This is a genomic window from Burkholderia sp. RF4-BP95 (assembly GCF_001521985.1).
Lineage (GTDB): Bacteria > Pseudomonadota > Gammaproteobacteria > Burkholderiales > Burkholderiaceae > Burkholderia > Burkholderia diffusa.
The window spans coordinates 62884-88809 of record NZ_LOSX01000070.1 but is presented as its reverse complement, the minus strand read 5'-3'; the positions used below and the strand labels follow the sequence as shown (position 1 = coordinate 88809).

Here is a 25926-nt window from a genome sequence, read left to right as displayed (position 1 = left end):
GCCGGCGTCGAGCCGGATTGCACGGGCCTGCGCCGTCAGCCGGCCGCGCGTGCCATGCGCTGGGCGATCTCGTCGGCGAGGCACTCCGGGCAGCGGCAGCGCGTACCGGGCGCCGGCGGCGCGCCGCCGGACAGGGTCGGCATCGACGCGCACCAGCAGTCGAACGGCTGCGTGCGGGCGCCGCAGTCGAAGCCGCGCCCGCAGTGCGGGCAGCGCGCACGGCGCGGAGTCGAACGGGCGTCGGCGGCGGTATCGGTCATGGCGGAAACGCGGAAGCGGGCATGAAGTCACCCTACGCGACAAGCATAGCGCGGCGGGCGGATTTTGCACGTCGGCCGATCGGCCGATGCGGGCCGCCAACGCGGGTCGAGTCGCGCTGTCCACGCCGCCGCCGCCGGGCCCCGCGCGGGGTCCGGCACCATGGCCGGCGGGCCGCCGCGCGTGGCGACCGGCCCGTGCGATCGGCCGTCCGGCCAGCCCAAAAACCCGATGCTGCGCTGCGCCACTCCTGTACAATTCGCCCTGTTTCAACCGTTCCCAGCCAGAGCCGCCGCCATGTCCGAGCCCATCGACCTCTCGCAGATCGCCCCCACGCTGAAGGCAGAAATCCTCGCCGAGGCGCTGCCGTACATCCGCCGTTACCACGGCAAGACCGTGGTGATCAAATACGGCGGCAACGCGATGACGGAAGAGCGGCTCAAGCAAGGCTTCGCGCGCGACGTGATCCTGCTGAAACTGGTCGGCATCAATCCGGTGATCGTCCACGGCGGCGGGCCGCAGATCGATCACGCGCTGAAGAAGATCGGCAAGGCCGGCACCTTCATCCAGGGCATGCGCGTGACCGACGAAGAGACGATGGAAGTCGTCGAATGGGTGCTGGGCGGCGAAGTCCAGCAGGACATCGTGATGCTGATCAATCACTTCGGCGGCCATGCGGTGGGCCTGACGGGCAAGGACGGCGGCCTGATCCACGCACGCAAGCTGCTGATGCCGGACCGCGACAACCCGGGCCAGTACATCGACATCGGCCAGGTCGGCGAAGTCGAGGCGATCAACCCGGCGGTCGTGAAGGCGCTGCAGGACGACGCGTTCATCCCGGTGATCTCGCCGATCGGTTTCGGCGAGGACGGCCTGTCGTACAACATCAACGCGGACCTCGTCGCGGGCAAGCTCGCGACGGTGCTGAACGCCGAGAAGCTGCTGATGATGACCAACATCCCCGGCGTGATGGACAAGGACGGCAACCTGCTGACCGATCTGTCGGCGCGCGAGATCGACGCGCTGTTCGCGGACGGCACGATCTCGGGCGGCATGCTGCCGAAGATCTCGTCGGCGCTCGACGCCGCGAAGAGCGGCGTGAAGTCGGTGCACATCGTCGACGGCCGCATCGAGCACTCGGTGCTGCTCGAAATCCTGACCGAGCAGCCGTTCGGCACGATGATCCGCTCGCATTGAGCGCGCGCCGCACAACCACCGGTCCCGACCTGCCGGCGTCGTTGCGACGCCGGCGCATCTCCCGCAGCCGGCCGCGCGCCGGCGCGCCCGTCTGGCTGTTCGATCTCGACAACACGCTCCATCACGCATCGCACGCGATCTTTCCGGAGATCAACCGCGCGATGACGCAGTACATCGTCGACACGCTCCACGTCGGGCGTGCCGAAGCCGACCGGCTGCGCACCGGCTACACGCAGCGCTACGGCGCCGCGCTCCTCGGCCTCGCGCGCCATCACCCGATCGATCCGCACGACTTCCTGCGCGTCGTCCACACGTTTTCCGACCTGCCCGCGATGCTGCGCGCCGAGCGCGGCCTCGCGCGCATCGTCGCCGCGCTGCCGGGCCGCAAGTTCGTGCTGACCAACGCGCCCGAGAACTACGCGCGCGCGGTGCTGCGCGAGTTGCGCATCGAGCGGCTGTTCGAGCGCGTGATCGCGATCGAGCACATGCGCGACCGTCGCACATGGCGCGCGAAGCCCGACCACACGATGCTGCGCCGGATTTTGCGCGCCGCGCACGCGCGGTTCGAAGACGCGATCCTCGTCGAAGATACCCGCAGCCACCTGAAGCGCTACAAGCGCCTCGGCATCGGCACGGTGTGGATCACCGGGCACCTGCCGGGCCATCTGCCGAACATCGGCCGCCCCCAATATGTCGACCAGCGCATTCGTTCGTTAAAATCGCTCCGACTGGGCACACGATCGGGGCGACAGAAATGCAGCCGACTTACCCGCAGGACCAAGCCGTAACGGAAGACCGGGCCACACCGTCCCGCGCGCGCCCGAAACCGGGCGAGCGCCGCGTGATGATCCTGCAGACGCTCGCCGCGATGCTCGAGGCGCCGAAGCCCGAAAAAATCACGACGGCTGCGCTCGCGGCCCGCCTCGACGTGTCGGAAGCCGCGCTGTACCGGCATTTCACCAGCAAGGCGAAGATGTACGAAGGCCTGATCGAGTTCATCGAGCAGGCGCTGTTCGGGCTCGTCAACCAGATCGTCGCAAAGGAGCCGAACGGCGTGCAGCAGGCGCGCACGATCGCGCTGACGATGCTCAATTTCGCCGCGAAGAATCCGGGCATGACGCGCGTGCTGACGGGCGAGGCGCTGGTCGGCGAGGACGAGCGGCTCACCGAGCGCGTGAACCAGCTGCTCGACCGGATCGAGGCGACCGTCAAGCAGTGCCTGCGGGTCGCGCGTACCGAGGCGCAGGCGCCCGATGGCGCCGCGCCGTTCGTGCTGCCGGCCGATTACGATCCCGCCGCGCGCGCGAGCCTGCTCGTCAGCTACGTGATCGGCAAGTGGCACCGGTTCGCGAAAGGCGGGTTCCAGAGGCCGCCCGGCGAACAGGCCGATGCGCATTTGCGGCTGATCCTGCAGTAGCCGGGGCAGCCGGCCCGCGAAATCCGCGCTCCGCGGAATTCCGCTATACTCCTCCGACCTGCCGCCTCCTTGGCGGCAGGTCGGAAGCGCGCCGATTTGCTGACTCGATTGCGGGCGCGCGAACCGACCAGGGCCTTGATGCGTCTTCGTCCCGGCGGTTCACTATAAATGCGGCTAAAGAGGTCGTCAGCCGCGCACCTTCGCCTCCGCGCATCGCCGACACCGTTTAGCCGCCCAGTCATAAGGCGGAACGAATGGAATCGATCGGCATCGTCGCTCCACAGACCATGCACTTCGCCGAACCGCTGCGCTTGCAAAGCGGCAGCGTGATCGGCAACTATCAGCTCGTCGTCGAGACGTACGGCGAGCTCAACGCCGCGCGCTCGAACGCGGTGCTCGTCTGCCACGCGCTCAACGCGTCGCACCACGTCGCCGGCATCTACGCGGACGACCCGCGCAGCACCGGCTGGTGGGACAACATGGTCGGCCCGGGCAAGCCGCTCGACACCAACCGCTTCTTCGTGATCGGCGTGAACAACCTCGGCTCGTGCTTCGGCTCGACCGGCCCGATGAGCATCGATCCGTCGTCCGGCAAGCCGTATGGCGCGCGCTTTCCGGTCGTCACCGTCGAGGACTGGGTGCATGCGCAGGCGCGCGTCGCCGACGCGTTCGGCATCGAGCGCTTCGCCGCCGTGATGGGCGGCAGCCTCGGCGGGATGCAGGCGCTCGCATGGAGCCTGATGTATCCGGACCGCGTCGCCCACTGTATCGACATCGCGTCGACGCCGAAGCTGTCCGCGCAGAACATCGCGTTCAACGAGGTCGCGCGCTCGGCGATCCTGTCCGATCCCGACTTCCACGGCGGCGACTACTACGCGCACGGCGTGAAGCCGAAGCGGGGCCTGCGCGTCGCGCGGATGATCGGCCACATCACGTATCTCTCCGACGACGACATGGCCGAGAAATTCGGCCGTGCGCTGCGCCGCGCGGACGGCGCGCTCGACGCGTACAACTTCAGCTTCGACGTGGAATTCGAGGTCGAGTCGTACCTGCGCTACCAGGGCGACAAGTTCGCCGACTACTTCGACGCGAACACCTACCTGCTGATCACGCGCGCGCTCGACTACTTCGACCCGGCGAAGGCGTTCGACGGCAACCTGACGGCCGCGCTCGCGCACACGCAGGCGAAGTACCTGATCGCGAGCTTCTCGACCGACTGGCGCTTCGCGCCCGCGCGGTCGCGCGAGATCGTGAAGGCGCTGCTCGACAACAAGCGCACGGTCAGCTACGCGGAGATCGACGCGCCGCACGGCCACGACGCGTTCCTGCTCGACGACGCGCGCTATCACAACCTGCTCCGCGCGTATTACGAACGAATCGCCAACGAGGTGGGTGCATGAACCAGCAAGCGCTGAACTCCCTGTCCGCACGCGCGGACTTCCGTGCGATCGCCCGCTGGGTCGAACCGCGCGCGACCGTGCTCGATCTCGGCTGCGGCGACGGCTCGCTGCTGTCGCTGCTGTCCGAGGAACTGGACGTGTCCGGCTACGGGATCGAACTGAACGACGCGGGCGTGCTCGCGAGCGCGAAGAACGGGATCAACGTGATCCAGCAGAACCTCGAGGACGGCCTGCGCCTGTTCGAGGATCACAGCTTCGACTTCGCGATCCTGTCGCAAACGCTGCAGACGATCCACCAGACGGCCGCGATCCTGCGCGAAACCGCGCGTGTCGGACGCGAATGCATCGTGTCGTTCCCGAACTTCGGCTACTGGGCGCACCGGCTGTCGGTGCTGCGCGGCCGGATGCCGGTGTCGAAGTCGCTGCCTTACCAGTGGCACAACACGCCGAACGTCCGGGTGCTGACGATCAAGGATTTCGAGGCGCTCGCGCCCGAAGTCGGCGTCACGATCCTCGACCGCATCGTGCTGCACGAAGGCCAGCCGATTCGATGGGGAGCGAACTGGCGTGGTAGTCTTGCTGTCTACCGCGTCAAGCGCAGCTGAGCCGGGGAGCCGTTGACGGATGATCCGGCCCGCACCCGCGTGCGGCCGCCCCTCCTGCGCCGCCCGCGCCGCCTGCGCTGCCGCCGCAATCAGTCAACGCTACCCGGTTTCCGTCCATGTCCAAAACGCCACACGAGGCGCCCGCACTCACCGCTCACGAGGATCATCCCGGCTGGCGCGCCTATCTGAACACGCACATGCTGATTTGCGTGTTCCTCGGCTTCACGTCGGGGCTGCCCCTGTTCACGCTCGTCTACCTCGTGCAGGCATGGCTGCGCTCCGAAGGCGTGAACCTGAAGGAAATCGGCCTGTTCGCGCTGATCCAGTTCCCGTATACGTGGAAGTTCCTGTGGGCGCCGCTGATGGACCGCTTCATCCCGCGCCTGCCCGGCTGGCGGCCCGGCCGCCGGCGCGGCTGGATGCTGCTCACGCAGGTGCTGGTCGCCGGCGCGATCGCCGCGCTCGGCTTCGTGTCGCCGCGCGACTCGATCTGGACGGTCGCCGCGCTCACGACGCTCGTCGCGTTCTTCGGCGCAAGCTCCGACATCGTGATCGACGCGTATCGCCGCGAACTGCTGCGCGACACCGAGCAGGGCCTCGGCAACGCGGTGCACGTGAACGCGTACAAGCTCGCCGCGCTGATCCCCGGCTCGCTGGCGCTGATCCTGTCCGACCACATGCCGTGGGACGTCGTGTTCGCGATCACCGGCGCATTCATGCTGCCGGGCATCCTGATGACGCTGCTCGTGCGCGAGCCCGAGGTGGTCGGCGCGCCGCCGCGCAACCTGCGCGACGCGATCGTGCTGCCGTTCCGCGAATTCATCCAGCGCGACGGCTGGAGCGGCGCGCTGCTCGTCATCGCGTTCATCTTCCTGTTCAAGATCGGCGACACGATGGCGACCACGCTGTCGACGTCGTTCTTCCTCGACATCGGCTTCTCGCGCACCGAAATCGGCATCGTCGCGAAAACCACCGCGCTCGTCGCGAGCGTCGCCGGCGGCATCATCGGCGGCATCTGGCTCGTGAAGATCGGCATCGGCCGCGGGCTGTGGATCTTCGGCGCGCTGCAGATGGTGTCGACGCTCGGCTTCGCGTGGCTCGCACAGGTCGGCCCCGCCTCGCCGGTGCTCGCGGTGATTTACGACTTCACGGTCGCGGCAAGTCACGCGCTCGCGTCGTTCCTGTCGATCTTCGGCTTCGAGGTCACGCCGCATCTGAGCCCGATGACGGTCGCGCTCGCGCTCGTCTACGCCGCCGAAACGTTCACCACCGGCCTGACGATGGCCGCGTTCGTCGCGTATATCGCGAGCACGACCGACCCGCGCTACACGGCCACGCAGTTCGCGCTGTTCACGAGCCTCGCGTCCGTGCCGCGCACGCTCGCATCGGCCGCGAGCGGCTTCATCGTCGCGAAGATCGGCTGGTTCGACTACTTCATCGTGTGCACCGCGCTCGCGATCCCCGGCATGCTGCTGCTGTTCAAGATCGCGCCGTGGAACGGCACCGCGCGCAACGGCGAGGCCAGCCGTGCGCAATGATCGACTGCATCGCGCGGCACGCGTCGCCGCCGCGCTGAGCGTCGGCATCGCGGCGCTCGGCGCGGCGGCAAGCGCGCAGGCAGCCGACACGAGTGCGGCCGCGCCCGCCACCGCGCCGGCTGCACCGTCCACACCCGCCACGCCCGCCGCTGCCGGTGCGCAATCCGCCGCCGAAGCCGCGCAGCCGACCGGCGCCGCCGTGCCCGCGAAGGCCTATGCCCCGACGTCGCAGCAGGTGCGCTACGGCAACGCGATCGCGTTCCGCACGCTGATCCCGTCGCCGCTGCTCGAACAACTCACTGCGAGCGAATACGCGCAGATCGTGCAGGCTGCCGCCGACAGCGACCGCCTGCTGCCCGCGAACCAGCCGCGCGTGAAGCGGCTGCGCGCGATCGTCACGAAGCTCGCGCCGTATTCGGTGAAGTGGAACGATCGCGTGAAGACCTGGGCATGGGACGTCAACGCGATCCGCTCGCGCGACATCCGCGTCACGTGCCTGCCGGGCGGCAAGGTGCTCGTGTACGGCGGACTGCTCGATCGCGTCCGCCTGAACGACGACGAGTTCGGCGTGCTGCTCGCGCACGGCATCGCGCATGCGCTGCGCGAACACGCACGCAGCAATTTCAGCACGACGTCGCAAACGTCGCTGCGCGCGGCCTCGCTGCCGCCGCTGTTCGGCGTCGGCGATCCGCTGCCGCAGGCGCTGAATCTCGGCGCGCGTCTGCAGACGCTGCGCTACGACCCGACCGACGAAACCGAAGCCGACGTGATCGGCGGCGACATTGCCGCCCGCGCGGGCTTCGATCCGCGCGCGGCGATCACGCTGTGGGACAAGCTCGCGGCGGCGACGCGCGCGAACAGGACGTCGGGCTTCATCTACACGCACCCGTACAGCGCCACGCGGCGGCAGGATCTGCTGAACCGCCTGCCGGACCTGATGCCGCTGTATGCGAAGGCCGTCGGCAAGCGGGTCGACACGCTGCCCGACTACGCGGGCATCAGCGCGCAGCGGCGCAAGATCGTGCGGCGCTGAGCGCGGCATCCGGCAGTTTCCCCGCCGCGCATCGCCGGCACATGAGGCCGGGCGCTACGCGCCGACTTCCGACTCGACGGGCCTGGTGCCGCTTTCGCGCATCCAGCGCACGTCGTCTCCGGGGCTGCGGCCGAACAGCCGCTTGAACTCGCGGCTGAACTGCGACGCGCTCGCATAGCCGACCCGCGCCGCGGCGGCACCGGCCCCGAGGCCGTCCTGCACCATCATCAACCGCGCCTGGTGCAGGCGCGCGGCCTTCACGTACTGCATCGGCGACGTCGCCGTCACGTGCTTGAACTGCGCGTGGAACACCGCGAGGCTCATCCCGGCCTCGCGCGCGAGCGTCTCGACGTCGAGATCGGCCTTCAGGTCCGCATGAATGCGCCGCAGCGCCTTCGCGATGCGGCCGAAATGATGTTGCTGGACGAGCGCCGCGCGAATCGCGTCGCCCTGCGCGCCCGTCAGCACGCGGTACGCGATCTCGCGCATGATCGCCGGCCCGAGCACGCACGTGTCGTGCGGCGACGCGAGCGCTTCGAGCAGCCGCACCACCGCGTCGGCGAGCGGCGCATCGAGCGGCGTCGAATAGACGCCGTGCGGCTCGCTGACCGCCGCACCGAGCGTCTCGTCGAGCAGGATCGCGAGCTCGGCGATCACCGCGAGATCGACGCGGATCGAGATCGCGAGAAACGGCTCGTCGATGCTCGCGAAGGTCTCGCATTCGAACGGCAGCGGCACCGACAGCACGAGATACTGCTGCGCGTCGTAGACGAACGAGCGGTCGCCGAGATAACCAAGCTTGCGGCCCTGGCACACGACGATGATGCTCGGCTCGTACAGCACCGGCATGCGCGGCACGGGGCGGCTCACGCGGAAGAAACGCACGCCGTCGAGCGCCGCCTGCGTATCGCCGTCGTTCGGCGCGAGGCGCGCATGCAGCTCAATCATGCGGCGCCGCACACGGTCGCCCGCGTCGTCGAAAAGGGGCTGGAAGCTCATCGGCGTCGTCCTGTCCGGCAAGAGAATCAGGCTTGCAATGTAGCACCTTGAAAGCATTTTGACGGCCGTTCGCGCGCAATTCGAGAGGAATAGGCAAATCTTCGAGACCTTCGTGTATTTCGCCGACGCGGCTCGCTCCTTACGATGGGCACCTGTCTCGCCGCGTCGCCACATGATGCGGCGGCAGTCTGATTCGCCGGACGTTTTCCCGGACAAGGAGCCTCTGCATGAGCACAACCTACGCTTACGCGGCGACCGACGCGCAGTCGCCGCTCGCCCCGTTCGAATTCCAGCGCCGCGCGCTGCGCGACCTCGACGTCCAGATCGAGGTGCTCTACTGCGGCGTCTGCCACTCGGACCTGCATCAGGCCCGCAACGAATGGCGCAACACGATCTACCCGGTCGTGCCGGGCCATGAAATCGTCGGCCGCGTGACCGCGACCGGCCCGCAGGTGTCGCGGTTCAAGGTCGGCGAGCTGGTCGGCGTCGGCTGTCTCGTCGATTCGTGCCGCACCTGCCCGAGCTGCGCGGAAGGCCTCGAGCAGTATTGCGAGAACGGCTTCGTCGGCACGTACAACGGCCAGGACCGCGTGACCGGCGACGTCACGTACGGCGGCTATTCGACGCAGCTCGTCGTCGACGAGGCATTCGTGCTGCGCGTGCCCGAGACGCTCGACCCGGCCGGCGCCGCGCCGCTGCTGTGCGCGGGGATCACGACCTATTCGCCGCTGCGCCAGTGGAACGTCGGCCCCGGCAAGAAGGTCGGGATCGTCGGCCTCGGCGGGCTTGGCCACATGGGCGTGAAGCTCGCGCGCGCGATGGGCGCGCACGTCGTGCTGTTCACGACGTCGCCGTCGAAGGTCGAGGACGGCAAGCGCGTCGGCGCGCATGAAGTGGTGATCTCGAAGGACGACGCGCAGATGAACGCGCACCTGAACAGCTTCGACTTCATCCTGAACACGGTCGCCGCGCAGCACGACCTGAACCCGTTCCTGCACCTGCTGAAGCGCGACGGCACGATGACGCTCGTCGGCGCGCCGGAGCACGACCATCCGTCGCCGCAGGTGTTCAACCTGATCTTCAAGCGCCGCCGCCTCGCGGGTTCGCTGATCGGCGGGATCGCGGAGACGCAGGAAATGCTCGACTTCTGCGCGGAGCACGGCATCACGTCGGATATCGAAACGATTCCGATGCAGCAGATCAACGCCGCTTACGAGCGGATGCTGAAGAGCGACGTGAAGTACCGGTTCGTGATCGACATGGCGTCGATCAAGCAGTAAGCGACGCGCCAGACGAAACGGGCCGCATGTTCGACATGCGGCCCGTTTTGCATCCGGCGACCGGACGGCTCGACGGCGACGCGCGCGGCGTCGCGTCGCGCCGACGCTCACTTCTTGTAATCGTAATCCACCGTCAGCGGCGCGTGATCGCTGAACTTGATGTCCTTGAAGATCGACGTGCGCTTCGCGGTGCCGGCCACGCCCGGCGTCGCGATCTGGTAATCGATCCGCCACCCGACGTTCTTCGCGTACGCCTGGCCGCGGTTGCTCCACCACGTGTACTGCTCGGGGCGCGGGTCGAGCGTGCGGAACACGTCGACGTAGCCGACATCGTCGAACAGCTGCGTGAGCCACGCCCGCTCTTCCGGCAGGCAGCCCGAGTTCTTCTGGTTGCTCTTCCAGTTCTTGATGTCGATTTCCTTGTGCACGATGTTCACGTCGCCGCACAGGATCACCTCGCGCTTCTTCTTCAGCTCGGCGAGGTGCGGCATGAACTCGTCCATGAAGCGGTACTTCGCCTGCTGCCGCTCTTCGCCGCTCGAGCCGGACGGCACGTACACCGACACGACCGACAGCTTGCCGTAGCGCGCCTCGACGTAGCGCCCCTCGGCGTCGAATTCGCTGCTGCCGAAGCCGATGATCACGTCATCGGGCTCGTGGCGGCTGTACACGCCCGCGCCGCTGTAGCCCTTTTTCTCGGCGTGGTGGAAGTAGCTCCTGAAGCCGTGCGGCTCGACGAATTCGGCCGGCAGGTCGTCGGCCGATACCTTGATTTCCTGCACGCACACGCAATCGGCGTTCTGTTCGCCGAGCCATTCGAAGAAGCCCTTCTTCGCGGCGGAGCGGATGCCGTTCAGGTTGGCGGTAATCACTCGCATCATGTCGGGTTCCGTTGTTCAGTTCAGTTCGATGTTGTTACAGGATCGCAGCCTAGCGGATCTTCACGCCCTCGAGTTCCGGCTTCGGCGGCGGGAATTCGAGCTTCATGTCGGTCATCGTACGCAGCAGCAGCTCGGCGATCATCACGTTGCGATGCGTCTTCGAGTTCGCCGGGATCACGTACCACGGCGCATGCTCGGCCGACGTCGCGGCGAGCGCGTCGCGGTATGCCGACTGGTACGCGTCCCAGTGCTTGCGCGCGTCGAGATCGGCGATGTCGAACTTCCAGTGCTTGGTCGGATCGTCGATGCGCGCCTGCAGCCGCTCGCGCTGCTCGTCCTTCGAGATGTGCAGGAAGCACTTGATGATCGTCGTGCCGTTCTCGAACAGCATCGTCTCGAAATCGCGAATCTGCCGGTAGCGGCGCTCGCATTCCTTGCTGTCGATCGCGTCGAGCACGCGCGGCACGAGCACGTCTTCGTAGTGGCTGCGGTTGAAGATCGCGAGTTCGCCCGCGGCCGGCGCCTGCAGATGCACGCGCCACAGGAAGTCGTGCACGGCCTCGATCGGCGTCGGCGCCTTGAACGACACGACGCGCAGGCCGAGCGGGTCGACCTCGCGGAACACCGCGCGCACGGTGCCGTCCTTGCCGCTGGTATCCATCCCCTGCAGCACGAGCAGCACACGCTTCTTTTGCTGCGTGTGCAGGCGCTCCTGCTGTACGTCGAGCTCGGTCGACACGGCCGACAGCCGTTCGCGGTCGGCATCCTTCGACCCCGACGAGAACGGCTTCGCGGCCGGATCGAACGCATCGAGCGTGAATGCGGCGGCTTCCTTCTCGCGCGTGCTGTACGGCACGCGGAAATCGTCGAGCGACGGTTGTTTCGCCATTCGTTCCTCCGTTGGACGGTGCGACGCACACGCGCACACGATACCGCATGCACCAAAACGACGGGCCGCCCCGAACAGGTTCGGCGGCGGCCCGTCGTCAGGCGCGGTTCAGGCGCGCGGCCATGCTCAGCCGAGCTTCTTCTTCAGCAACTCGTTGACCTGCTGCGGATTGGCCTTGCCCTTGGTCGCCTTCATCGCCTGGCCGATCAGCGCGTTGAACGCCTTTTCCTTGCCGGCGCGGAACTCCTCGACCGACTTCGCGTTCGCCGCCAGCACCTCGTCGATGATCGCTTCCAGCGCGCCGGTGTCGGAGATCTGCTTCAGGCCCTTCGCGTCGATGATGCGGTCGGCCGCGCCTTCGTCGGTCGCCTTCTCGTCCCAGATCGTCGCGAAGATTTCCTTCGCGATCTTGTTCGAGATCGTGCCGTCGGCGATGCGCTGCAGCACCAGCGCGAGTTGCGCGGCCGAGACGGGAATCGCGTCGATCTCGATGCCGTCGCGGTTCAGCTGCGACGACACGTCGCCCATCAGCCAGTTCGCGGCGATCTTCGCGTTCGCCGCGCCGGCCTTCGCGACCACGGCCTCGAAGTACGCGGCCATCGCCTTGCTCGACGTCAGCACGCCCGCGTCGTACGCGGACACGCCGTACTGCTCGACGAAACGCTGCTGCATCGCGGCCGGCAGCTCGGGCATCCCGGCCTGCACGCGCTCGACCCAGTCGCGGCCGATCACGAGCGGCATCAGGTCGGGGTCGGGGAAGTAGCGGTAGTCGTGCGCGTCTTCCTTGCTGCGCATCGAACGCGTCTCGCGCTTGTCCGGATCGTAGAGGCGCGTTTCCTGCACGACCTCGCCGCCGTCCTCGATCAGCTCGATCTGGCGGCGCACTTCGTAGTTGATCGCTTCCTCGAGGAACCGGAACGAGTTCAGGTTCTTGATCTCGGCGCGCGTGCCGAACTTCTCCTGGCCGAGCGGCCGCACCGACACGTTCGCGTCGCAGCGGAACGAGCCTTCCTGCATGTTGCCGTCGCAGATGCCGAGCCACACGACGAGCGCGTGCAGCGCCTTCGCGTAGGCCACGGCCTCGGCTGCGCTGCGCATTTCCGGCTCGGTGACGATCTCGAGCAGCGGCGTGCCCGCGCGGTTCAGGTCGATCCCCGTCATCCCGGCGAAGTCTTCATGCAGCGACTTGCCCGCGTCTTCCTCGAGGTGCGCGCGGGTCAGGTTGACCGTCTTCTCGTACGCTTCCTTGCCGGCCTTTTCGTTGGCGGGCACCTGGATCGTGATCTGGCCGCCCTGCACGACCGGAATCTCGTACTGGCTGATCTGATAGCCCTTCGGCAGATCGGGGTAGAAATAATTCTTGCGCGCGAAGATGCTGCGCGGCGCGATGGTCGAACCGATCGCGAGGCCGAAGCGGATCGCGCGTTCGACCGCGCCGCGGTTCAGCACCGGCAGCACGCCCGGCAGCGCCAGGTCGACCGGGCAGGCCTGCGTGTTCGGCTCGGCGCCGAACTGCGTCGACGCGCCGGAGAAAATCTTCGAGACGGTCGACAGTTGCGCGTGCGTCTCGAGACCGATGACGACTTCCCATTGAGTCATATGCTTACACCCCCGCCGGAACTTGCTTGTGCCAGTCGGTCGCGCGCTGGAACGCGTCGGCGACCTGCAGCATCCGGGCTTCGTTGAAATAGTTGCCGATGATCTGCAGACCGACCGGGCGCTTCGCGTTCGCGCCGGCGCCGAAGCCGCACGGCACGCTCATGCCGGGGAGGCCTGCGAGGCTCACCGACAGCGTATAGATATCCGCGAGATACATCTGCACCGGATCGTCGCCCTTCGCGCCGAGATCCCATGCGACCGTCGGCGACGCCGGGCCCATGATCACGTCGCAGGACTTGAACGCTTCCTGGAAATCGTTCGCGATGATGCGGCGGATCTTCTGCGCCTGCAGGTAGTACGCGTCGTAGTAGCCGTGCGACAGCACGTAGGTGCCGACGAGAATACGGCGCTTCACCTCGGGGCCGAAGCCTTCGGCGCGCGACTTCTTGTACATGTCGAGCAGATCGCCGTACTGCGCGGCGCGGTGGCCGAAGCGCACGCCGTCGAAACGCGACAGGTTCGACGACGCCTCGGCCGGCGCGATCACGTAATACACGGGGATCGACAGTTCCGTCTTCGGCAGCGACACCGGCACGAGCGTCGCGCCAAGCGCCTCGTATTGCTTGAGCGCCGCGTCGATCGACGCGCGCACGTCGTCGGCGAGGCCGTCGCCGAAATATTCGTTCGGCAGGCCGATGCGCAGGCCCGCGAGCGGCTTGCCCGCATCGTTGCCCGGCGCCCACGGCTGGCCGATGTGGCGCGTGAAGTCTTCGTCGTCGCGCTCGAGGCTCGTCGAGTCGCGCTCGTCGAAGCCGGCCATCGCGTTCAGCAGCAGCGCGCAGTCGGACGCGCTTTGCGCCATCGGGCCGCCCTGGTCGAGCGACGACGCGAACGCGATCATCCCGTAGCGCGACACGCGGCCGTAGGTCGGCTTGATGCCCGTCACGCCCGCGAACGACGCGGGCTGGCGGATCGAGCCGCCGGTGTCGGTGCCGGTCGCGGCCGGCGCGAGACGCGCGGCAACGGCCGCCGAGCTGCCGCCCGAGCTGCCGCCCGGCACGGCGTTCGTGTCCCACGGGTTCTTCACGGCGCCGAACGCCGAATTCTCGTTGGACGAGCCCATCGCGAACTCGTCCATGTTGGTCTTGCCGAGCGTGACCATGCCGGCGGCCTGCAGGCGGGCGACGACGGTCGCGTCGAACGGGCTCTCGTAGTTCGCGAGCATCTTCGAGCCGGCGGTCGAGCGCCAGCCGCGCGTGACGAACACGTCCTTGTGCGCGATCGGCAGGCCGGTCAGCGCGCCGCCCGCGCCGCGGGCGAGTTCGGCGTCGGCGGCCTTCGCCTGCGCGAGGGTGAGGTCGGCGTCGACATGGACGAACGCGTTCAGGTCGCGTGCCGCGTCGATCCGTTTCAGGTAGAGCTGCGCGAGCTCGACGGCCGAGCATTCCTTGGCGGCGAGCGCGGCGCGCAGTTCGGTCAGGCTTTTTGCGTGCATTGAGTGGTTTTCCTGGGAATTCTGGGTGGCGCGCGGCGCGAAGGCGGCGCGCTTGTCATCGAATGCTTACTCGATCACCTTCGGCACGAGATAGAGGCCGTCCTGGACGGCCGGCGCCGGACGCTGGTTGTCGTCGCGATTGACGACTTCCGTCACGGCGTCGTCGCGCAGGCGCTGCGCGACTTCCTGGATCTGTTCGATCGGGTGGGCGAGCGGCGCGATGCCGGCGGTGTCGACCGCCTGCATCTGCTCGACGAGGCCGAAGAATTCATTGAGCTGGCCGAGCGTATGCTCGGCGTCGGCGTCGGCCATTTCGAGTCGCGCCAGGTGCGCGATGCGTTTCACATCGGTCAGGGTCAGGGCCATGCGATCACCGGAAAAACAAGGCTGCGCAGCGCATCGAGAATCGCGCTGCGGCGGGGGGTTGGAGGGTGCGATCCCACCCTCAAAAATCGGGGCCGAAGCGGCAAAAATACCGTCCGTTTCGATTCAAATACCGTGAAATTATAAGGTATCATTACGCGTTCGACCCAAACCCGGCAGCCTTTTCCCGCACCGTTTCGCCCCGCTTCGGCAAGCCGTGCGTGCTTCGTGCGATCCCCGGTAGACATCACTCGCAGCTTCGTGCGCCGCGGCGGCCGCTTCCGCCACGCTTCCCGAGGCTGTTATTTTTTCCGCTGCCGCCCTCAGCGTTCGCTATGCAGGGCCGGCCCAGAGCGAAACAGGATTCTGAATGTTCGGTTTTTTGCGCAGCTACTTCTCCAACGATCTGGCGATCGACCTCGGCACCGCAAACACCCTGATCTACATGCGCGGCAAGGGCATCGTGCTCGATGAGCCGTCCGTCGTGTCGATTCGTCAGGAAGGCGGCCCCAACGGCAAGAAGACGATCCAGGCGGTCGGCAAGGAAGCCAAGCAGATGCTCGGCAAGGTGCCGGGCAACATCGAGGCGATCCGCCCGATGAAGGACGGCGTGATCGCCGACTTCACCGTCACCGAGCAGATGATCAAGCAGTTCATCAAGACGGCGCACGAGTCGCGCATGTTCTCGCCGTCGCCGCGCATCATCATCTGCGTGCCGTGCGGCTCGACCCAGGTCGAGCGTCGCGCGATCAAGGAAGCGGCGCATGGCGCCGGCGCGTCGCAGGTCTACCTGATCGAGGAGCCGATGGCGGCCGCGATCGGCGCAGGCCTGCCGGTGTCGGAAGCCACGGGCTCGATGGTCGTCGACATCGGCGGCGGCACGACGGAAGTCGGCGTGATCTCGCTCGGCGGCATCGTCTATAAAGGCTCGGTGCGCGTCGGCGGCGACAAGTTCGACGAGGCGATCGTCAACTACATCCGCCGCAACTACGGGATGCTGATCGGCGAACAGACCGCCGAGGCGATCAAGAAGGAAATCGGCTCCGCGTTCCCGGGCTCCGAAGTCAAGGAAATGGAAGTGAAGGGCCGCAACCTGTCGGAAGGCATTCCGCGCAGCTTCACGATCTCCAGCAACGAAATCCTCGAAGCGCTGACCGATCCGCTGAACCAGATCGTGTCGTCGGTGAAGATCGCCCTCGAGCAGACGCCGCCGGAACTCGGCGCCGACATCGCCGAGCGCGGGATGATGCTGACGGGCGGCGGCGCGCTGCTGCGCGACCTCGATCGCCTGCTCGCGGAAGAAACCGGCCTGCCGGTGCTCGTCGCCGAAGATCCGCTCACCTGCGTCGTACGCGGTTCGGGCATGGCGCTCGAGCGCATGGACAAGCTGGGCAGCATCTTCTCGTACGAGTGATCGCCTAAGCAGTCCCGCTTGATATGACGCACCCGCGGCGTGGCCGGATCGCTCGTTCAGAACGAACCGCCGCGCCGTTTGCGCGTCTGAGCATTATTTAACCGATCACACGCGCCCGGCGCCGACCATGGAATACAGTCCGCCGCCCCTCTTCAAGCAAGGTCCGCCCGCGCTCGCGCGGCTCATCTTCTTCGTCGCCCTCGCCATCGCGCTCCTCGTGTCGGACGCGCGCTTCAGCACGCTCGAAATCGTCCGCGGCGTGCTCGGCACCGTGCTGTACCCGCTGCAGCGCGCGGCGCTCGTGCCGCGTGACCTGTTCATGGGCGCGGCCGACATCGCCGTCACGGGTTCATCGCTGCGCCACGAGAACGACGCGCTGCGCAAGCGCAACCTGCAATTGTCCACGCAGGCCAACCAGGCCGCGGTGCTCACGCAGGAAAACATGCACCTGCGCGCGGTGCTCGAGCTGCGGCAGCACATCGCGACGCAATCGACGCCCGTCGAAATCCAGTACGACACCAGCGACCCGTTCACGCAGAAGATCGTGATCGGACAAGGTTCGCAGCAGGGCATCCAGAACGGCGCGCCGGTCGTCAGCGAGGACGGCGTGATCGGCCAGATCACGCGCGTGTTCCCGCTGCAGGCCGAAGTCACGCTGATCACCGACCGCGATCTCGCGATTCCCGTGCAGGTGCTGCGCACCGGCCTGCGCAGCGTGATCTACGGCACGCCGAAGGGCGACTCGCTCGACCTGCGCTTCGTGCCGACGAGCTCGGACCTCGTCGCCGGCGACGAACTCGTCACGAGCGGCCTCGACGGCGTGTACCCGCCGGGCCTGCCGGTCGCGAAGGTCGTGCGCGTCGACAAGCTCGCCGATACCGCGTTCGCGCGCGTGACCTGCGCGCCGGTCGCCGCCGTGCGCGGCGCGCGCCAGATGCTGGTGCTGCACTACCAGAACGACGTCCCGCCGCGCCCGGCCGAGCCCGATCCGGCCACCGAGAAGAACGCGAAGGGCAAGAAGGGCGCCAAGGCCGCCGCGAAGGGCGACAAGGCCGAAAAGGCCGACGCGAACGCGAAGGCGGCCGCCGCGGCCGCGCCCGGCGCGAAACCCGCGCCGTCGGCACCCGTCGCTCCGGCCAAGCCCGCCGTTGCGCCCGCGAAGCCCGCGGCCGGGCAATCAGGAGCCCAGCGATGAACCGCCCGCAATACATCCTGCAGCCGGTCAACCCGTACTTCATCGTCTTCAGCCTCGCCGCCGCGTTCCTGCTGAACCTGATGCCGTGGGGCCGCCTGCCCGGCGTGCCCGATTTCGTCGCGCTCGTGCTGCTGTTCTGGAACATCCACCAGCCGCGCAAGGTCGGGATGGGCGTCGCGTTCGCGCTCGGCATCCTGATGGACGTGCATGACGCGGGGCTGCTCGGCGAGCACGCGCTTGCCTATACGCTGCTGTCGTACGGCGCGATCACGATCCACCGCCGCGTGCTGTGGATGCCGATCGGCGTACAGGTGCTGTACGTCACGCCGCTGCTCGTCGTCGCGCAGCTGGTGCCGTTCGTGATCCGCCTCGTGATGGGCGCCGCGTTTCCCGGCTGGCGCTATCTGGTGGACGGCTTCGTCGAGGCCGCGCTGTGGCCGATCGCGAGCCACCTGCTGCTGATGCCGCAACGCCGCCCGGTCGACCCGGACGATACGCGCCCCATCTGAGCCGGACCGACCTTGAATACCCGCCGCCCCCACGCCCGCGCGCCGCGCTCCGGGGCGGCGCCTCGCCCGCGCGCGCTCGCCGTGCACGGGCCAGACCGATCGTAACCGCATGACCGAATTCAACGACACCCAACAGCAGCTCTCGAAGTTCCGCCTGCGCGTCGCGGCGGCGGGCGTGTTCGTGTTCGTCTGCTTCGGGCTGCTCGCGAGCCGCTTCTTCTACCTGCAGTTGATGCAGCACGGCAAATACGCGCTGCAGGCCGAGGAAAACCGCATTTCGGTCGCGCCGATCGTGCCGAACCGCGGGATCATCACCGATCGCAACGGCGTGGTCCTCGCGAAGAACTATTCGGCGTACACGCTCGAGATCACGCCGTCGAAGCTCGACGACACGCTCGACAACACGATCGACAAGCTGTCCGCGATCATCCCGATCGACGCGCGCGACCGCCGCCGCTTCAAGAAGCTGCAGGAAGACTCGAAGAACTTCGAGAGCCTGCCGATCCGCACGCGCCTCACCGACGCGGAAGTCGCGCGCTTCACCGCGCAGCGCTTCCGCTTCCCCGGCGTCGACGTGCGCGCGCGCCTGTTCCGCCAATACCCGCTCGGCACGACGGCCGCGCACGTGATCGGCTACATCGGCCGAATCTCGAAGCGCGACCAGGATCGCATCGACGCGATCAGCGACGACAACGACAGCGACCAGGAACACTACGATCCGCGTCGCGACGCGAACAACTACAAGGGCACCGACTACATCGGCAAGATCGGCGTCGAGCAGAGCTACGAAACCGAGCTGCATGGCCTCACCGGCTTCGAGGAAGTCGAGGTGACGGCCGGTGGCCGGCCCGTGCGCACGCTGTCGCGCACGCAGGCGACGCCCGGCAACAACCTCGTGCTGTCGCTCGACATCGGGCTGCAGCAGGTCGCCGAGCAGGCGTTTGCCGGCAAGCGCGGCGCGCTCGTCGCGATCGAGCCGAAGTCGGGCGACGTGCTCGCGTTCGTGTCGTCGCCGAGCTTCGACCCGAACTCGTTCGTCGACGGCATCGACCAGCAGACCTGGGACGAGCTGAACAACTCCACCGACAAGCCGCTCCTGAACCGCCCGCTGCACGGCACCTACCCGCCCGGCTCGACGTACAAGCCGTTCATGGCGCTGGCCGGCCTGACGCTCGGCAAGCGCTCGCCGGGCTGGGGCTTCCAGGATCCCGGCTACTTCACGTTCGGCGGCCACACGTTCCGCAACGACGTGCGCTCGGGCCAGGGCTGGGTCGACATGAACAAGGCGATCATGGTGTCGAACGACACCTACTTCTACATGCTCGCGCGCGACCTCGGCGTGAACGCGATCGCGAACTTCATGAAGCCGTTCGGTTTCGGCCAGATCACCGGCATCGACATCCAGGGCGAAGCGCGCGGGATCCTGCCGTCGACCGACTGGAAGAAGAAAGCGTTCAAGAAGGCCGCGCAGCAGAAGTGGTTCGACGGCGAGACGATCAGCCTCGGGATCGGCCAGGGCTACAACTCGTTCACGATCCTGCAGCTCGCGCACGCCACCGCGACGCTCGCGAACAACGGCGTCGTGATGAAGCCCCACCTCGTGAAGGAAGTCGAGGATCCCATCACGCGCGGGCGCCATCTGACCGTGCCGAAGGAAAGCGAAACGATTCCGCTCAAGCAGGCCGACATCGACGTCGTGAAGCGCGGGATGGAGAACGTGATCGAAAACCCGTCCGGCACCGCGTACAAGGTGTTCCGCGGCGCGCCGTACCTCGCGGCCGGCAAGACCGGCACCGCGCAGGTGTTCTCGCTGCAGGGCTCGAACTACAAGGGCCACCTGCTCGCCGAGCACTTGCGCGACCACGCGCTGTTCATCGCGTACGCGCCGGTCGACCATCCGCAGATCGCTATCGCGCTGGTCGTCGAGAACGGCGGTTGGGGCGCGCAGGCCGCGGGCCCGATCGCACGCCGCGTGCTCGATTTCTACCTCGTCGATCGCCAGAAACCGGAGAACGAGGCGGCCGCCGTCGCCGCCGCTGCGTCGGCGACCGAGCCGATCAACGCACCGGTGATCGGCGATGCCTCGAAGACCGTGTCCGTCGCGGCCGGCTTCAAGGCGCTTGCGCAGCCCGTCGTGCCGACCGCGGCCAGCGCGGCGGATGCGGCATCGGCCGCGTCGGCGCCCGCTGCATCGGGTGCGGCCGGGGCAAGCGCGGCGCAACCGGCCGTCGCGAGTGCGGCAGCGCCGATGGCCGCGAGCCTGCCGCCGATCCGGCACCCGCACCGGCCGCGCCGGCCCGCCAGCGACGCGCAGCCGCTCGCCACCGCGCCGCGCGACGACAACTCCCGTGCCCTGGCCGCCGCGAAAGCGGCGAACGCCGGCACCGCTCATTAACGGAGAAAGGCATGCAATTCGACAAGCGCGCCTGGCTCGACAAGATCAAGCAGATGTTCGCGGGCTTCGACCGCCCGCTCGCCCTCATCGTGTTCCTGCTGCTGTGCGTCGGCATCGTCACGCTGTACAGCGCGTCGATCGACATGCCGGGCCGCGTCGAGGACCAATTGCGCAACATCCTGCTGACGTTCGTGCTGATGTGGGTGATCGCCAACATTCCGCCGACGACGCTGATGCGCTTCGCGGTCCCGCTGTATTCGTTCGGGGTCGCGCTGCTGATTGCGGTCGCGCTGTTCGGGATGACCAAGAAGGGCGCGAAGCGCTGGCTGAATGTCGGCGTCGTGATCCAGCCGTCGGAAATCCTCAAGATCGCGACACCGCTGATGCTCGCGTGGTATTACCAGCGCCGCGAAGGCGGGCTGCGCTGGTACGACTTCGTCGCCGCGTTCGGGATCCTGATGGTGCCGGTCGGGTTGATCGCCAAGCAGCCCGACCTCGGCACGGGCCTGCTCGTGTTCGCGGCCGGCTTCTTCGTGATCTACCTCGCCGGCCTGTCGTTCAAGCTGATCGTGCCGGTGCTCGTCGCGGGCGTGATCGCGGTCGGCTCGATCGCCGTGTTCGAAGAGCGCATCTGCCAGCCCGACGTGCAGTGGCCGCTGATGCACGACTACCAGAAGCACCGCGTATGCACGCTGCTCGACCCGACTTCCGACCCGCTCGGCAAGGGCTTCCACACGATCCAGGCCGTGATCGCGATCGGCTCGGGCGGCGTGCTCGGCAAGGGCTATCTGAAGGGCACGCAAGCCCACCTCGAGTTCATTCCGGAGAAACATACCGACTTCATCTTCGCGGTGTTCTCGGAGGAATGGGGGCTCGCAGGCGGCCTCGTGCTGCTGACGCTCTACATGGCGCTGATCGCGCGCGGGCTCTACATCGCCGCGCAGGGCGCCACGCTGTTCGGCCGGCTGCTCGCGGGCTCGCTCACGCTCGCGTTCTTCGTCTATGCGTTCGTCAACATCGGGATGGTGAGCGGCGTGCTGCCCGTCGTCGGCGTGCCGTTGCCGTTCATGAGCTACGGCGGCACCGCGCTCACGACGCTCGGCATCGCGATCGGGATGATCATGAGCGTCGGGCGACAGCGGCGGCTGATGAAGAGCTGACGCCGCGGCACGGCACGCGGTCGCCGCCAGAGCAGTCTGCGGCAAAGAAAACGGCGCCTCGTGCGCCGTTTTTCCTTGGGCAGGTCGAATGCGGTGCGTGCCGCCCGCTCACTGCGGCGTCGCGCGCGGGCTCCCGTGGTCCGCGCCGGCGCCCGATGCCGGCTCCGGCGTCTTCAGGCGCGCGCTCAGCTCCTTGAATTTCAGCCCGGCCGTCTCGTCGCCCTGCGCGGCCGCGGCCGCGTAATACGCGCGCGCGATGTTCAGGTTCTGCGTGACGCCGTCGCCGCCGCGCTCGTAGAACGATGCGGTCACGTACTGCGCGGTCGGCTCGCCCGCGTCGGCTGCCTGCTTGTACCACGCGAACGCCTGCCGGTTGTCGCGCGGCGTGCCGCGCCCGTCGAGAAACTGGTTCGCGAGCGACAGCTCGGCCTGCACGTGCCCCTGCTTCGCCGCACGCAGGAACCAGCGGTGCGCTTCGGCCGGATTGCGCGCGACGAACTCGCCGTCGTCGAACATCCGCCCGTACACGTACTGCGCATGCGACATGTTCGCGTCGGCCGCCCGCTTCAGCCAGCGCAGCCCCTCGTCGACGTTCGCGGTCACGCCGACGCCGGTGAGCAGCATCATCGCGTAGTTGAACTGCGCGAGCCGGTCGCCGCGTTCGGCCGCGTCGTGGAACTGCACCAGCGCCGCGCGGTAGTCGCCGGCGTTGTAGTCGGCCACCGCGGATTGCGTCTCGCGCGCCGGGTCCGGCTTCGCGTGCGGCGCATTCTGTGCGACCGCCGCGACGCACACGGCCCACAGCCCGAGCATCGTGCCGATCCGCGTGCGTACGCCGGCCGTACGCCGCGCGCTGCCGGGCCTCGCGCCGTCGCCGCCGTTCATGACCGCACCTCCTGCAGCGCCTGGCGCGTCGCGCGCAGCAGCCAGCTCACGTCGGCCGACAGCGTGATCATCCGGTAGCCGGCCTCGCGATACTGACGCGCGGTCGCGGTATCGTTCGCGAAGATGCCGACCGCGACGCCGGCCTGCTTGCCGGCCGCGAGCACACGCGCCATCGCGGTTTCGACGTCCGGGTGGCGGCTGTCGCCGAGATGCCCGAGGCTCGCCGCCAGATCGGCCGGGCCGACGAACAGGCAGTCGACGCCCGGCGTCGCGGCGATCCGCTCGACTTCATCGATACCGCGCGCCGATTCGATCTGCACGATCACCGCGACCTGCGCGTTCGCCGTCTGCAGGTAATCGCGGCGCATGCCGAACGCCGCCGCACGCACCATGCCGGCCACGCCGCGCAGCCCGTCGGGGGAATCCGGCGACGGGAAGCGCGTGAGCCGCACTGCGTGCGCGGCCTCGTCGGGCGTCTCGATGCACGGGAACATCAGCGTGCGCGCGCCGGCGTCGAGCGCGCGCTTCACGAGCCACGGCTCGCGCCCCGGCACGCGCACGACGGGCTCGCTCGGCAGGTGCGCGGCGGCCAGCGCGCGCAGTTGCGACGCGACGTCGCGGCTGTCGTTCGGCGCGTGCTCCATGTCGATGCAGAGCCAGTCGTAGCCGGCGTGCGCGAGCGCTTCCGCGGCCGTTTCGCAGCCGAGCGACAGCCACAGGCCGTACAACGGCTCGTCGCCGTCGTGCAGACGTTGTTTGAGGGAATTGGTGAGCGTGCTCATCGATACGGCCTCCGGGACGGAACGGCAATCGAACGGGACAAGCAACAAGCGAAGCGGGCGCAACACGGGGCCCTGGAACGTCAGTCGGCCGTGGGCGGCCGATCTGACAACGCGGGCCGCGCGCTGGCGCACGGATGCGTTTTTCCGGTGCCACGCAGCGATCATAGCGCGGCGTTACGCGGAATGTGGGAACAGGCGGGGAGCGGCGCCGGACGAGGCCGCACGGCGCGGTGGCAGGCAGCCCGCGCCGGTTGGCGAGGCTGCCGAAACGGCAGGATCAGCGGCCGGGCTGGCGTTCGACGTCGGCCCAGCAGTTCGGCGTTTCGTACAAGCGCACGCGTTCCAGGCGCAGGTTCACGCCGTAGTGCGCGTCGTACACGTTCGCGAGGATGTCGAATGCGATCGCCGCGAGGTTCTCGACGGTCGGGATCCGGTCGAGCACGACGGTCTTGTGGTCGGCCATCTGCTCGAGGAACGAGCGCACGACTTCGTCGCGCGCGTAGACCAGGAACGCGTGATCCCACTTGTTGACGAGGTGCTCGACCGCGAGCGCCTTCACGTCGGCGAAATCCATCACCATGCCGCGGTCGGGCGCCCCCTCGGTATCGACGAGATCGCCGCGCAGCGTGACTTCGAGCACGTAGCGGTGGCCGTGCAGGTTCCGGCACTGGCTGCGGTGATCGGGAATGCGGTGGCCCGCGTCGAATTCGAGTTTTCGGGTAATCAGCACGATGTCAAAAGCCGTGGCTCAGGGAATGTTCAGATATTTGTGGGTCTGCATCGACAGCCGCCACTGCGGATGCCGCTTGCACCAGTCGATCGCGAGCTTCGTATTGAGATCGCGCGACGGGCCGTCCATCGGCTGCACGAGAAAATACTCGAAATCGAGCTTCGCGTAGTCGGCAAGCCGCTGGTTGTCCTGCGGGATCACGACCTTCAATTCGTTGCCTTTCGTGACGACGAGCGGCGCGTCGGCCTTCGGGCTCACGCAGATCCAGTCGATCGTCTCGAGCACGGGCAGCGAGCCGTTGGTCTCGATCGCGATCTCGAAGCCCGCCGCATGCAGCGCGTCGACGAGCGGCTGGTCGAGCTGCAGCATCGGCTCGCCGCCCGTGCAGACGACGAAGCGATGCGCTTCGCCGTCCGGCCACAGGCCGGCGATCGTCGCGACGAGCGCTTCGGCGTCCTTGAACTTGCCGCCGTTCTCGCCGTCGGTGCCGACGAAGTCCGTATCGCAGAAACGGCACACGGCGTCCGCACGATCCTCTTCGCGGCCCGACCACAGATTGCAGCCGGCGAACCGGCAGAACACCGCCGGACGGCCCGCGTTCGCGCCCTCGCCCTGCAAGGTGTAGAAAATTTCCTTGACCGCGTAAGTCATCGTGCTTCGTCCGGCTCGCGCCGCTCGTTGTCGATCAGAATCCGTTATTCATCCGGCGCTGCCGCCGCACCCGCGTCACAGCGGTGCTTCGGTCACCCGCTCGCCCTTCAGGTAGGCCTCGTAGCCGCGCTTGCGCAGCTTGCAGGCCGGGCATTCGCCGCAGCCGAAACCCCAGTCGTGCAGCTCCGCGCGCTCGCCCACGTAGCACGTGTGCGTCTCGACGCGGATCAGCTCGACGAGTGCCTCGCCGCCGAGTTGCTCGGCGAGTTGCCACGTCTGCGCCTTGTCCAGCCACATCAGCGGGGTTTCGAGCACGACGCGCGTATCCATCCCGAGGTTCAGCGCAACCTGCAGCGCCTTCATCGTGTCGTCGCGGCAGTCCGGGTAGCCCGAGAAATCGGTCTCGCACATCCCGCCGACCAGCACGCGCAGACCGCGGCGATAGGCGATCGCAGCCGCGATCGTCATGAACAGCAGGTTGCGGCCCGGCACGAACGTGTTCGGCAATCCGTTCGCCGCGGTCTCGATCTCGATCGTGCGCGTCATCGCCGTATCGCTGATCGCGCCGAGCACCGACAGATCGATCATGTGATCGTCGCCGAGGCGGCCCGCCCATGCGGGAAACCGGTGCTTCAGCGCATCGCGCACGCCTTCGCGACATTCGAGTTCGACGCGATGGCGCTGGCCGTAATCGAAGCCGAGCGTCTCGACCGTCTGATAGCGTTCCAGGGCCCAGGCCACGCACGTGGCCGAGTCCTGCCCGCCGGAAAACAACACGAGCGCGCCGTCTTTAGCGTCTGTCCGAATCACCGTGATACTCCGTGAATGTGTAGGCTCGCGTCGCGCTGCGCCCCGGGGCCGGCTGCCGCCGGACGGCCCGACGCGTGCCGGCCTGCGCCGGCTCGACCAGTATAGGCAGCGCGGTCGGCCGCGAACGCGGCGGCGCGCTTATACCGCCCATCGCGCGGCATCGTTGCCGCGCGTCACGGCGGCGCCTGCGGGCTGCCCTGCCGTGCGCATGAAGCGATGCGCTAAGTCATTGAGCGGGCACGGATTTTATCACGCCCCGGCGAATGCTGCCGGGCGCGCCGCCGATGCCGCGCAAACCCACCACAAACGAAAAACCCCAAGAACCTTCCGATTCTTGGGGTTGGAACTGCTGGTGGCCTGGGACGGAATCGAACCATCGACACGCGGATTTTCAATCCGCTGCTCTACCAACTGAGCTACCGGGCCAACGAAGAAGAGAAA

General features: G+C 67.7%; 25 protein-coding genes and 1 tRNA gene. 13 read left to right on the top strand and 13 right to left on the bottom strand.

Annotated elements, in window-relative coordinates; genetic code table 11:
* Positions 1 to 35: 35 nt before the first annotated feature.
* Positions 36 to 260, bottom strand: coding sequence for a cysteine-rich CWC family protein (locus WS46_RS23540; RefSeq protein WP_059691929.1), 225 nt, complete (start codon positions 258 to 260; stop codon positions 36 to 38).
* Between the two features lie 295 nt (positions 261 to 555).
* Between WS46_RS23540 and argB the strand changes: the two genes are divergently transcribed.
* The 7 genes from argB to WS46_RS23505 all read left to right on the top strand — a co-directional run bounded on the left by argB (position 556) and on the right by WS46_RS23505 (position 7448).
* On the top strand, positions 556 to 1455 hold the full coding sequence (argB, locus tag WS46_RS23535; protein WP_059534964.1) for an acetylglutamate kinase: 900 nt from the start codon (positions 556 to 558) through the stop codon (positions 1453 to 1455).
* A complete protein-coding gene (locus WS46_RS23530; RefSeq protein ID WP_059534963.1) occupies positions 1452 to 2243 on the top strand; it encodes a pyrimidine 5'-nucleotidase in 792 nt (263 codons plus the stop codon). Before argB ends, WS46_RS23530 begins: the two co-directional genes overlap by 4 nt.
* Positions 2210 to 2872 carry a nucleoid occlusion factor SlmA gene (gene slmA, locus WS46_RS23525; protein ID WP_059534962.1) on the top strand — a complete coding sequence of 221 codons (663 nt, stop codon included), beginning with the start codon at positions 2210 to 2212 and terminating at the stop codon, positions 2870 to 2872. The genes WS46_RS23530 and slmA overlap by 34 nt, the downstream gene beginning before the upstream one ends.
* A gap of 254 nt (positions 2873 to 3126) precedes the next feature.
* On the top strand, positions 3127 to 4272 hold the full coding sequence (locus WS46_RS23520) for a homoserine O-acetyltransferase (protein ID WP_059534960.1): 1146 nt from the start codon (positions 3127 to 3129) through the stop codon (positions 4270 to 4272).
* Entirely contained in the window at positions 4269 to 4877 is a 609-nt protein-coding gene (metW, locus tag WS46_RS23515; protein ID WP_044847830.1) for a methionine biosynthesis protein MetW, read from the top strand. Before WS46_RS23520 ends, metW begins: the two co-directional genes overlap by 4 nt.
* 116 nt (positions 4878 to 4993) lie before the next feature.
* The gene (locus WS46_RS23510; RefSeq protein ID WP_059691928.1) at positions 4994 to 6415 is read left to right on the top strand and encodes an AmpG family muropeptide MFS transporter; all 1422 of its coding nucleotides are present in this window, start codon (positions 4994 to 4996) and stop codon (positions 6413 to 6415) included.
* Positions 6405 to 7448: a M48 family metallopeptidase gene (locus tag WS46_RS23505; protein WP_059691927.1), complete on the top strand. Its 1044-nt coding sequence runs from the start codon at positions 6405 to 6407 to the stop codon at positions 7446 to 7448. Before WS46_RS23510 ends, WS46_RS23505 begins: the two co-directional genes overlap by 11 nt.
* Positions 7449 to 7502: 54 nt before the next feature.
* Here WS46_RS23505 and WS46_RS23500 read toward each other — a convergent pair whose 3' ends face one another.
* The gene (locus WS46_RS23500; protein ID WP_059691977.1) at positions 7503 to 8447 is read right to left on the bottom strand and encodes an AraC family transcriptional regulator; all 945 of its coding nucleotides are present in this window, start codon (positions 8445 to 8447) and stop codon (positions 7503 to 7505) included.
* A 227-nt stretch (positions 8448 to 8674) separates the two neighbouring features.
* Between WS46_RS23500 and WS46_RS23495 the strand changes: the two genes are divergently transcribed.
* The gene (locus tag WS46_RS23495) at positions 8675 to 9727 is read left to right on the top strand and encodes an NAD(P)-dependent alcohol dehydrogenase (protein ID WP_059691926.1); all 1053 of its coding nucleotides are present in this window, start codon (positions 8675 to 8677) and stop codon (positions 9725 to 9727) included.
* A 107-nt stretch (positions 9728 to 9834) separates the two neighbouring features.
* On the opposite strand, the gene WS46_RS23490 is transcribed toward WS46_RS23495, so the two are convergent.
* The 5 genes from WS46_RS23490 to gatC form a co-directional block, all read right to left on the bottom strand.
* Complete coding sequence (locus WS46_RS23490) at positions 9835 to 10608, bottom strand: exodeoxyribonuclease III (RefSeq protein ID WP_059534945.1); 774 nt, start codon at positions 10606 to 10608, stop codon at positions 9835 to 9837.
* A gap of 49 nt (positions 10609 to 10657) precedes the next feature.
* Positions 10658 to 11497 (bottom strand): polyphosphate kinase 2 family protein, encoded by an 840-nt coding sequence (locus WS46_RS23485; RefSeq protein WP_059534943.1) that lies wholly within the window; start codon positions 11495 to 11497, stop codon positions 10658 to 10660.
* A gap of 126 nt (positions 11498 to 11623) precedes the next feature.
* A complete protein-coding gene (gene gatB, locus WS46_RS23480) occupies positions 11624 to 13096 on the bottom strand; it encodes an Asp-tRNA(Asn)/Glu-tRNA(Gln) amidotransferase subunit GatB (RefSeq protein ID WP_059691925.1) in 1473 nt (490 codons plus the stop codon).
* Positions 13097 to 13100: 4 nt separating this feature from the next.
* Positions 13101 to 14591 carry an Asp-tRNA(Asn)/Glu-tRNA(Gln) amidotransferase subunit GatA gene (gatA, locus tag WS46_RS23475; protein WP_059691924.1) on the bottom strand — a complete coding sequence of 497 codons (1491 nt, stop codon included), beginning with the start codon at positions 14589 to 14591 and terminating at the stop codon, positions 13101 to 13103.
* 66 nt (positions 14592 to 14657) lie between these two features.
* Entirely contained in the window at positions 14658 to 14957 is a 300-nt protein-coding gene (gene gatC / locus WS46_RS23470; RefSeq protein ID WP_006407213.1) for an Asp-tRNA(Asn)/Glu-tRNA(Gln) amidotransferase subunit GatC, read from the bottom strand.
* Between the two features lie 367 nt (positions 14958 to 15324).
* Here gatC and WS46_RS23465 point away from each other — a divergent pair, with 367 nt between their 5' ends.
* From WS46_RS23465 to rodA, 5 genes are all read left to right on the top strand, one after another.
* A complete protein-coding gene (locus tag WS46_RS23465) occupies positions 15325 to 16368 on the top strand; it encodes a rod shape-determining protein (RefSeq protein WP_004189550.1) in 1044 nt (347 codons plus the stop codon).
* A gap of 127 nt (positions 16369 to 16495) precedes the next feature.
* Complete coding sequence (gene mreC, locus WS46_RS23460; protein ID WP_059691923.1) at positions 16496 to 17563, top strand: rod shape-determining protein MreC; 1068 nt, start codon at positions 16496 to 16498, stop codon at positions 17561 to 17563.
* Entirely contained in the window at positions 17560 to 18072 is a 513-nt protein-coding gene (gene mreD / locus WS46_RS23455; RefSeq protein WP_009687274.1) for a rod shape-determining protein MreD, read from the top strand. Before mreC ends, mreD begins: the two co-directional genes overlap by 4 nt.
* 109 nt (positions 18073 to 18181) lie before the next feature.
* Entirely contained in the window at positions 18182 to 20467 is a 2286-nt protein-coding gene (gene mrdA, locus WS46_RS23450) for a penicillin-binding protein 2 (protein WP_059691922.1), read from the top strand.
* An 11-nt stretch (positions 20468 to 20478) separates the two neighbouring features.
* The gene (rodA, locus tag WS46_RS23445; RefSeq protein ID WP_059534933.1) at positions 20479 to 21627 is read left to right on the top strand and encodes a rod shape-determining protein RodA; all 1149 of its coding nucleotides are present in this window, start codon (positions 20479 to 20481) and stop codon (positions 21625 to 21627) included.
* Positions 21628 to 21735: 108 nt separating this feature from the next.
* Here the strand turns inward: rodA and WS46_RS23440 are convergent, their stop codons facing one another.
* The 6 genes from WS46_RS23440 to WS46_RS23415 all read right to left on the bottom strand — a co-directional run bounded on the left by WS46_RS23440 (position 21736) and on the right by WS46_RS23415 (position 25911).
* A complete protein-coding gene (locus tag WS46_RS23440; RefSeq protein WP_059691921.1) occupies positions 21736 to 22512 on the bottom strand; it encodes a tetratricopeptide repeat protein in 777 nt (258 codons plus the stop codon).
* Entirely contained in the window at positions 22509 to 23294 is a 786-nt protein-coding gene (locus WS46_RS23435) for an HpcH/HpaI aldolase/citrate lyase family protein (protein WP_059534929.1), read from the bottom strand. The genes WS46_RS23440 and WS46_RS23435 overlap by 4 nt, the downstream gene beginning before the upstream one ends.
* 277 nt (positions 23295 to 23571) lie before the next feature.
* Positions 23572 to 24024: a 6-carboxytetrahydropterin synthase QueD gene (gene queD / locus WS46_RS23430; protein WP_044847357.1), complete on the bottom strand. Its 453-nt coding sequence runs from the start codon at positions 24022 to 24024 to the stop codon at positions 23572 to 23574.
* Positions 24025 to 24042: 18 nt separating this feature from the next.
* Positions 24043 to 24675: a 7-carboxy-7-deazaguanine synthase gene (gene queE, locus WS46_RS23425; RefSeq protein ID WP_059468636.1), complete on the bottom strand. Its 633-nt coding sequence runs from the start codon at positions 24673 to 24675 to the stop codon at positions 24043 to 24045.
* A 75-nt stretch (positions 24676 to 24750) separates the two neighbouring features.
* Positions 24751 to 25485: a 7-cyano-7-deazaguanine synthase QueC gene (gene queC / locus WS46_RS23420; protein ID WP_059534927.1), complete on the bottom strand. Its 735-nt coding sequence runs from the start codon at positions 25483 to 25485 to the stop codon at positions 24751 to 24753.
* A gap of 350 nt (positions 25486 to 25835) precedes the next feature.
* A tRNA-Phe gene (locus tag WS46_RS23415) sits at positions 25836 to 25911 on the bottom strand.
* Positions 25912 to 25926 lie beyond the last annotated feature (15 nt).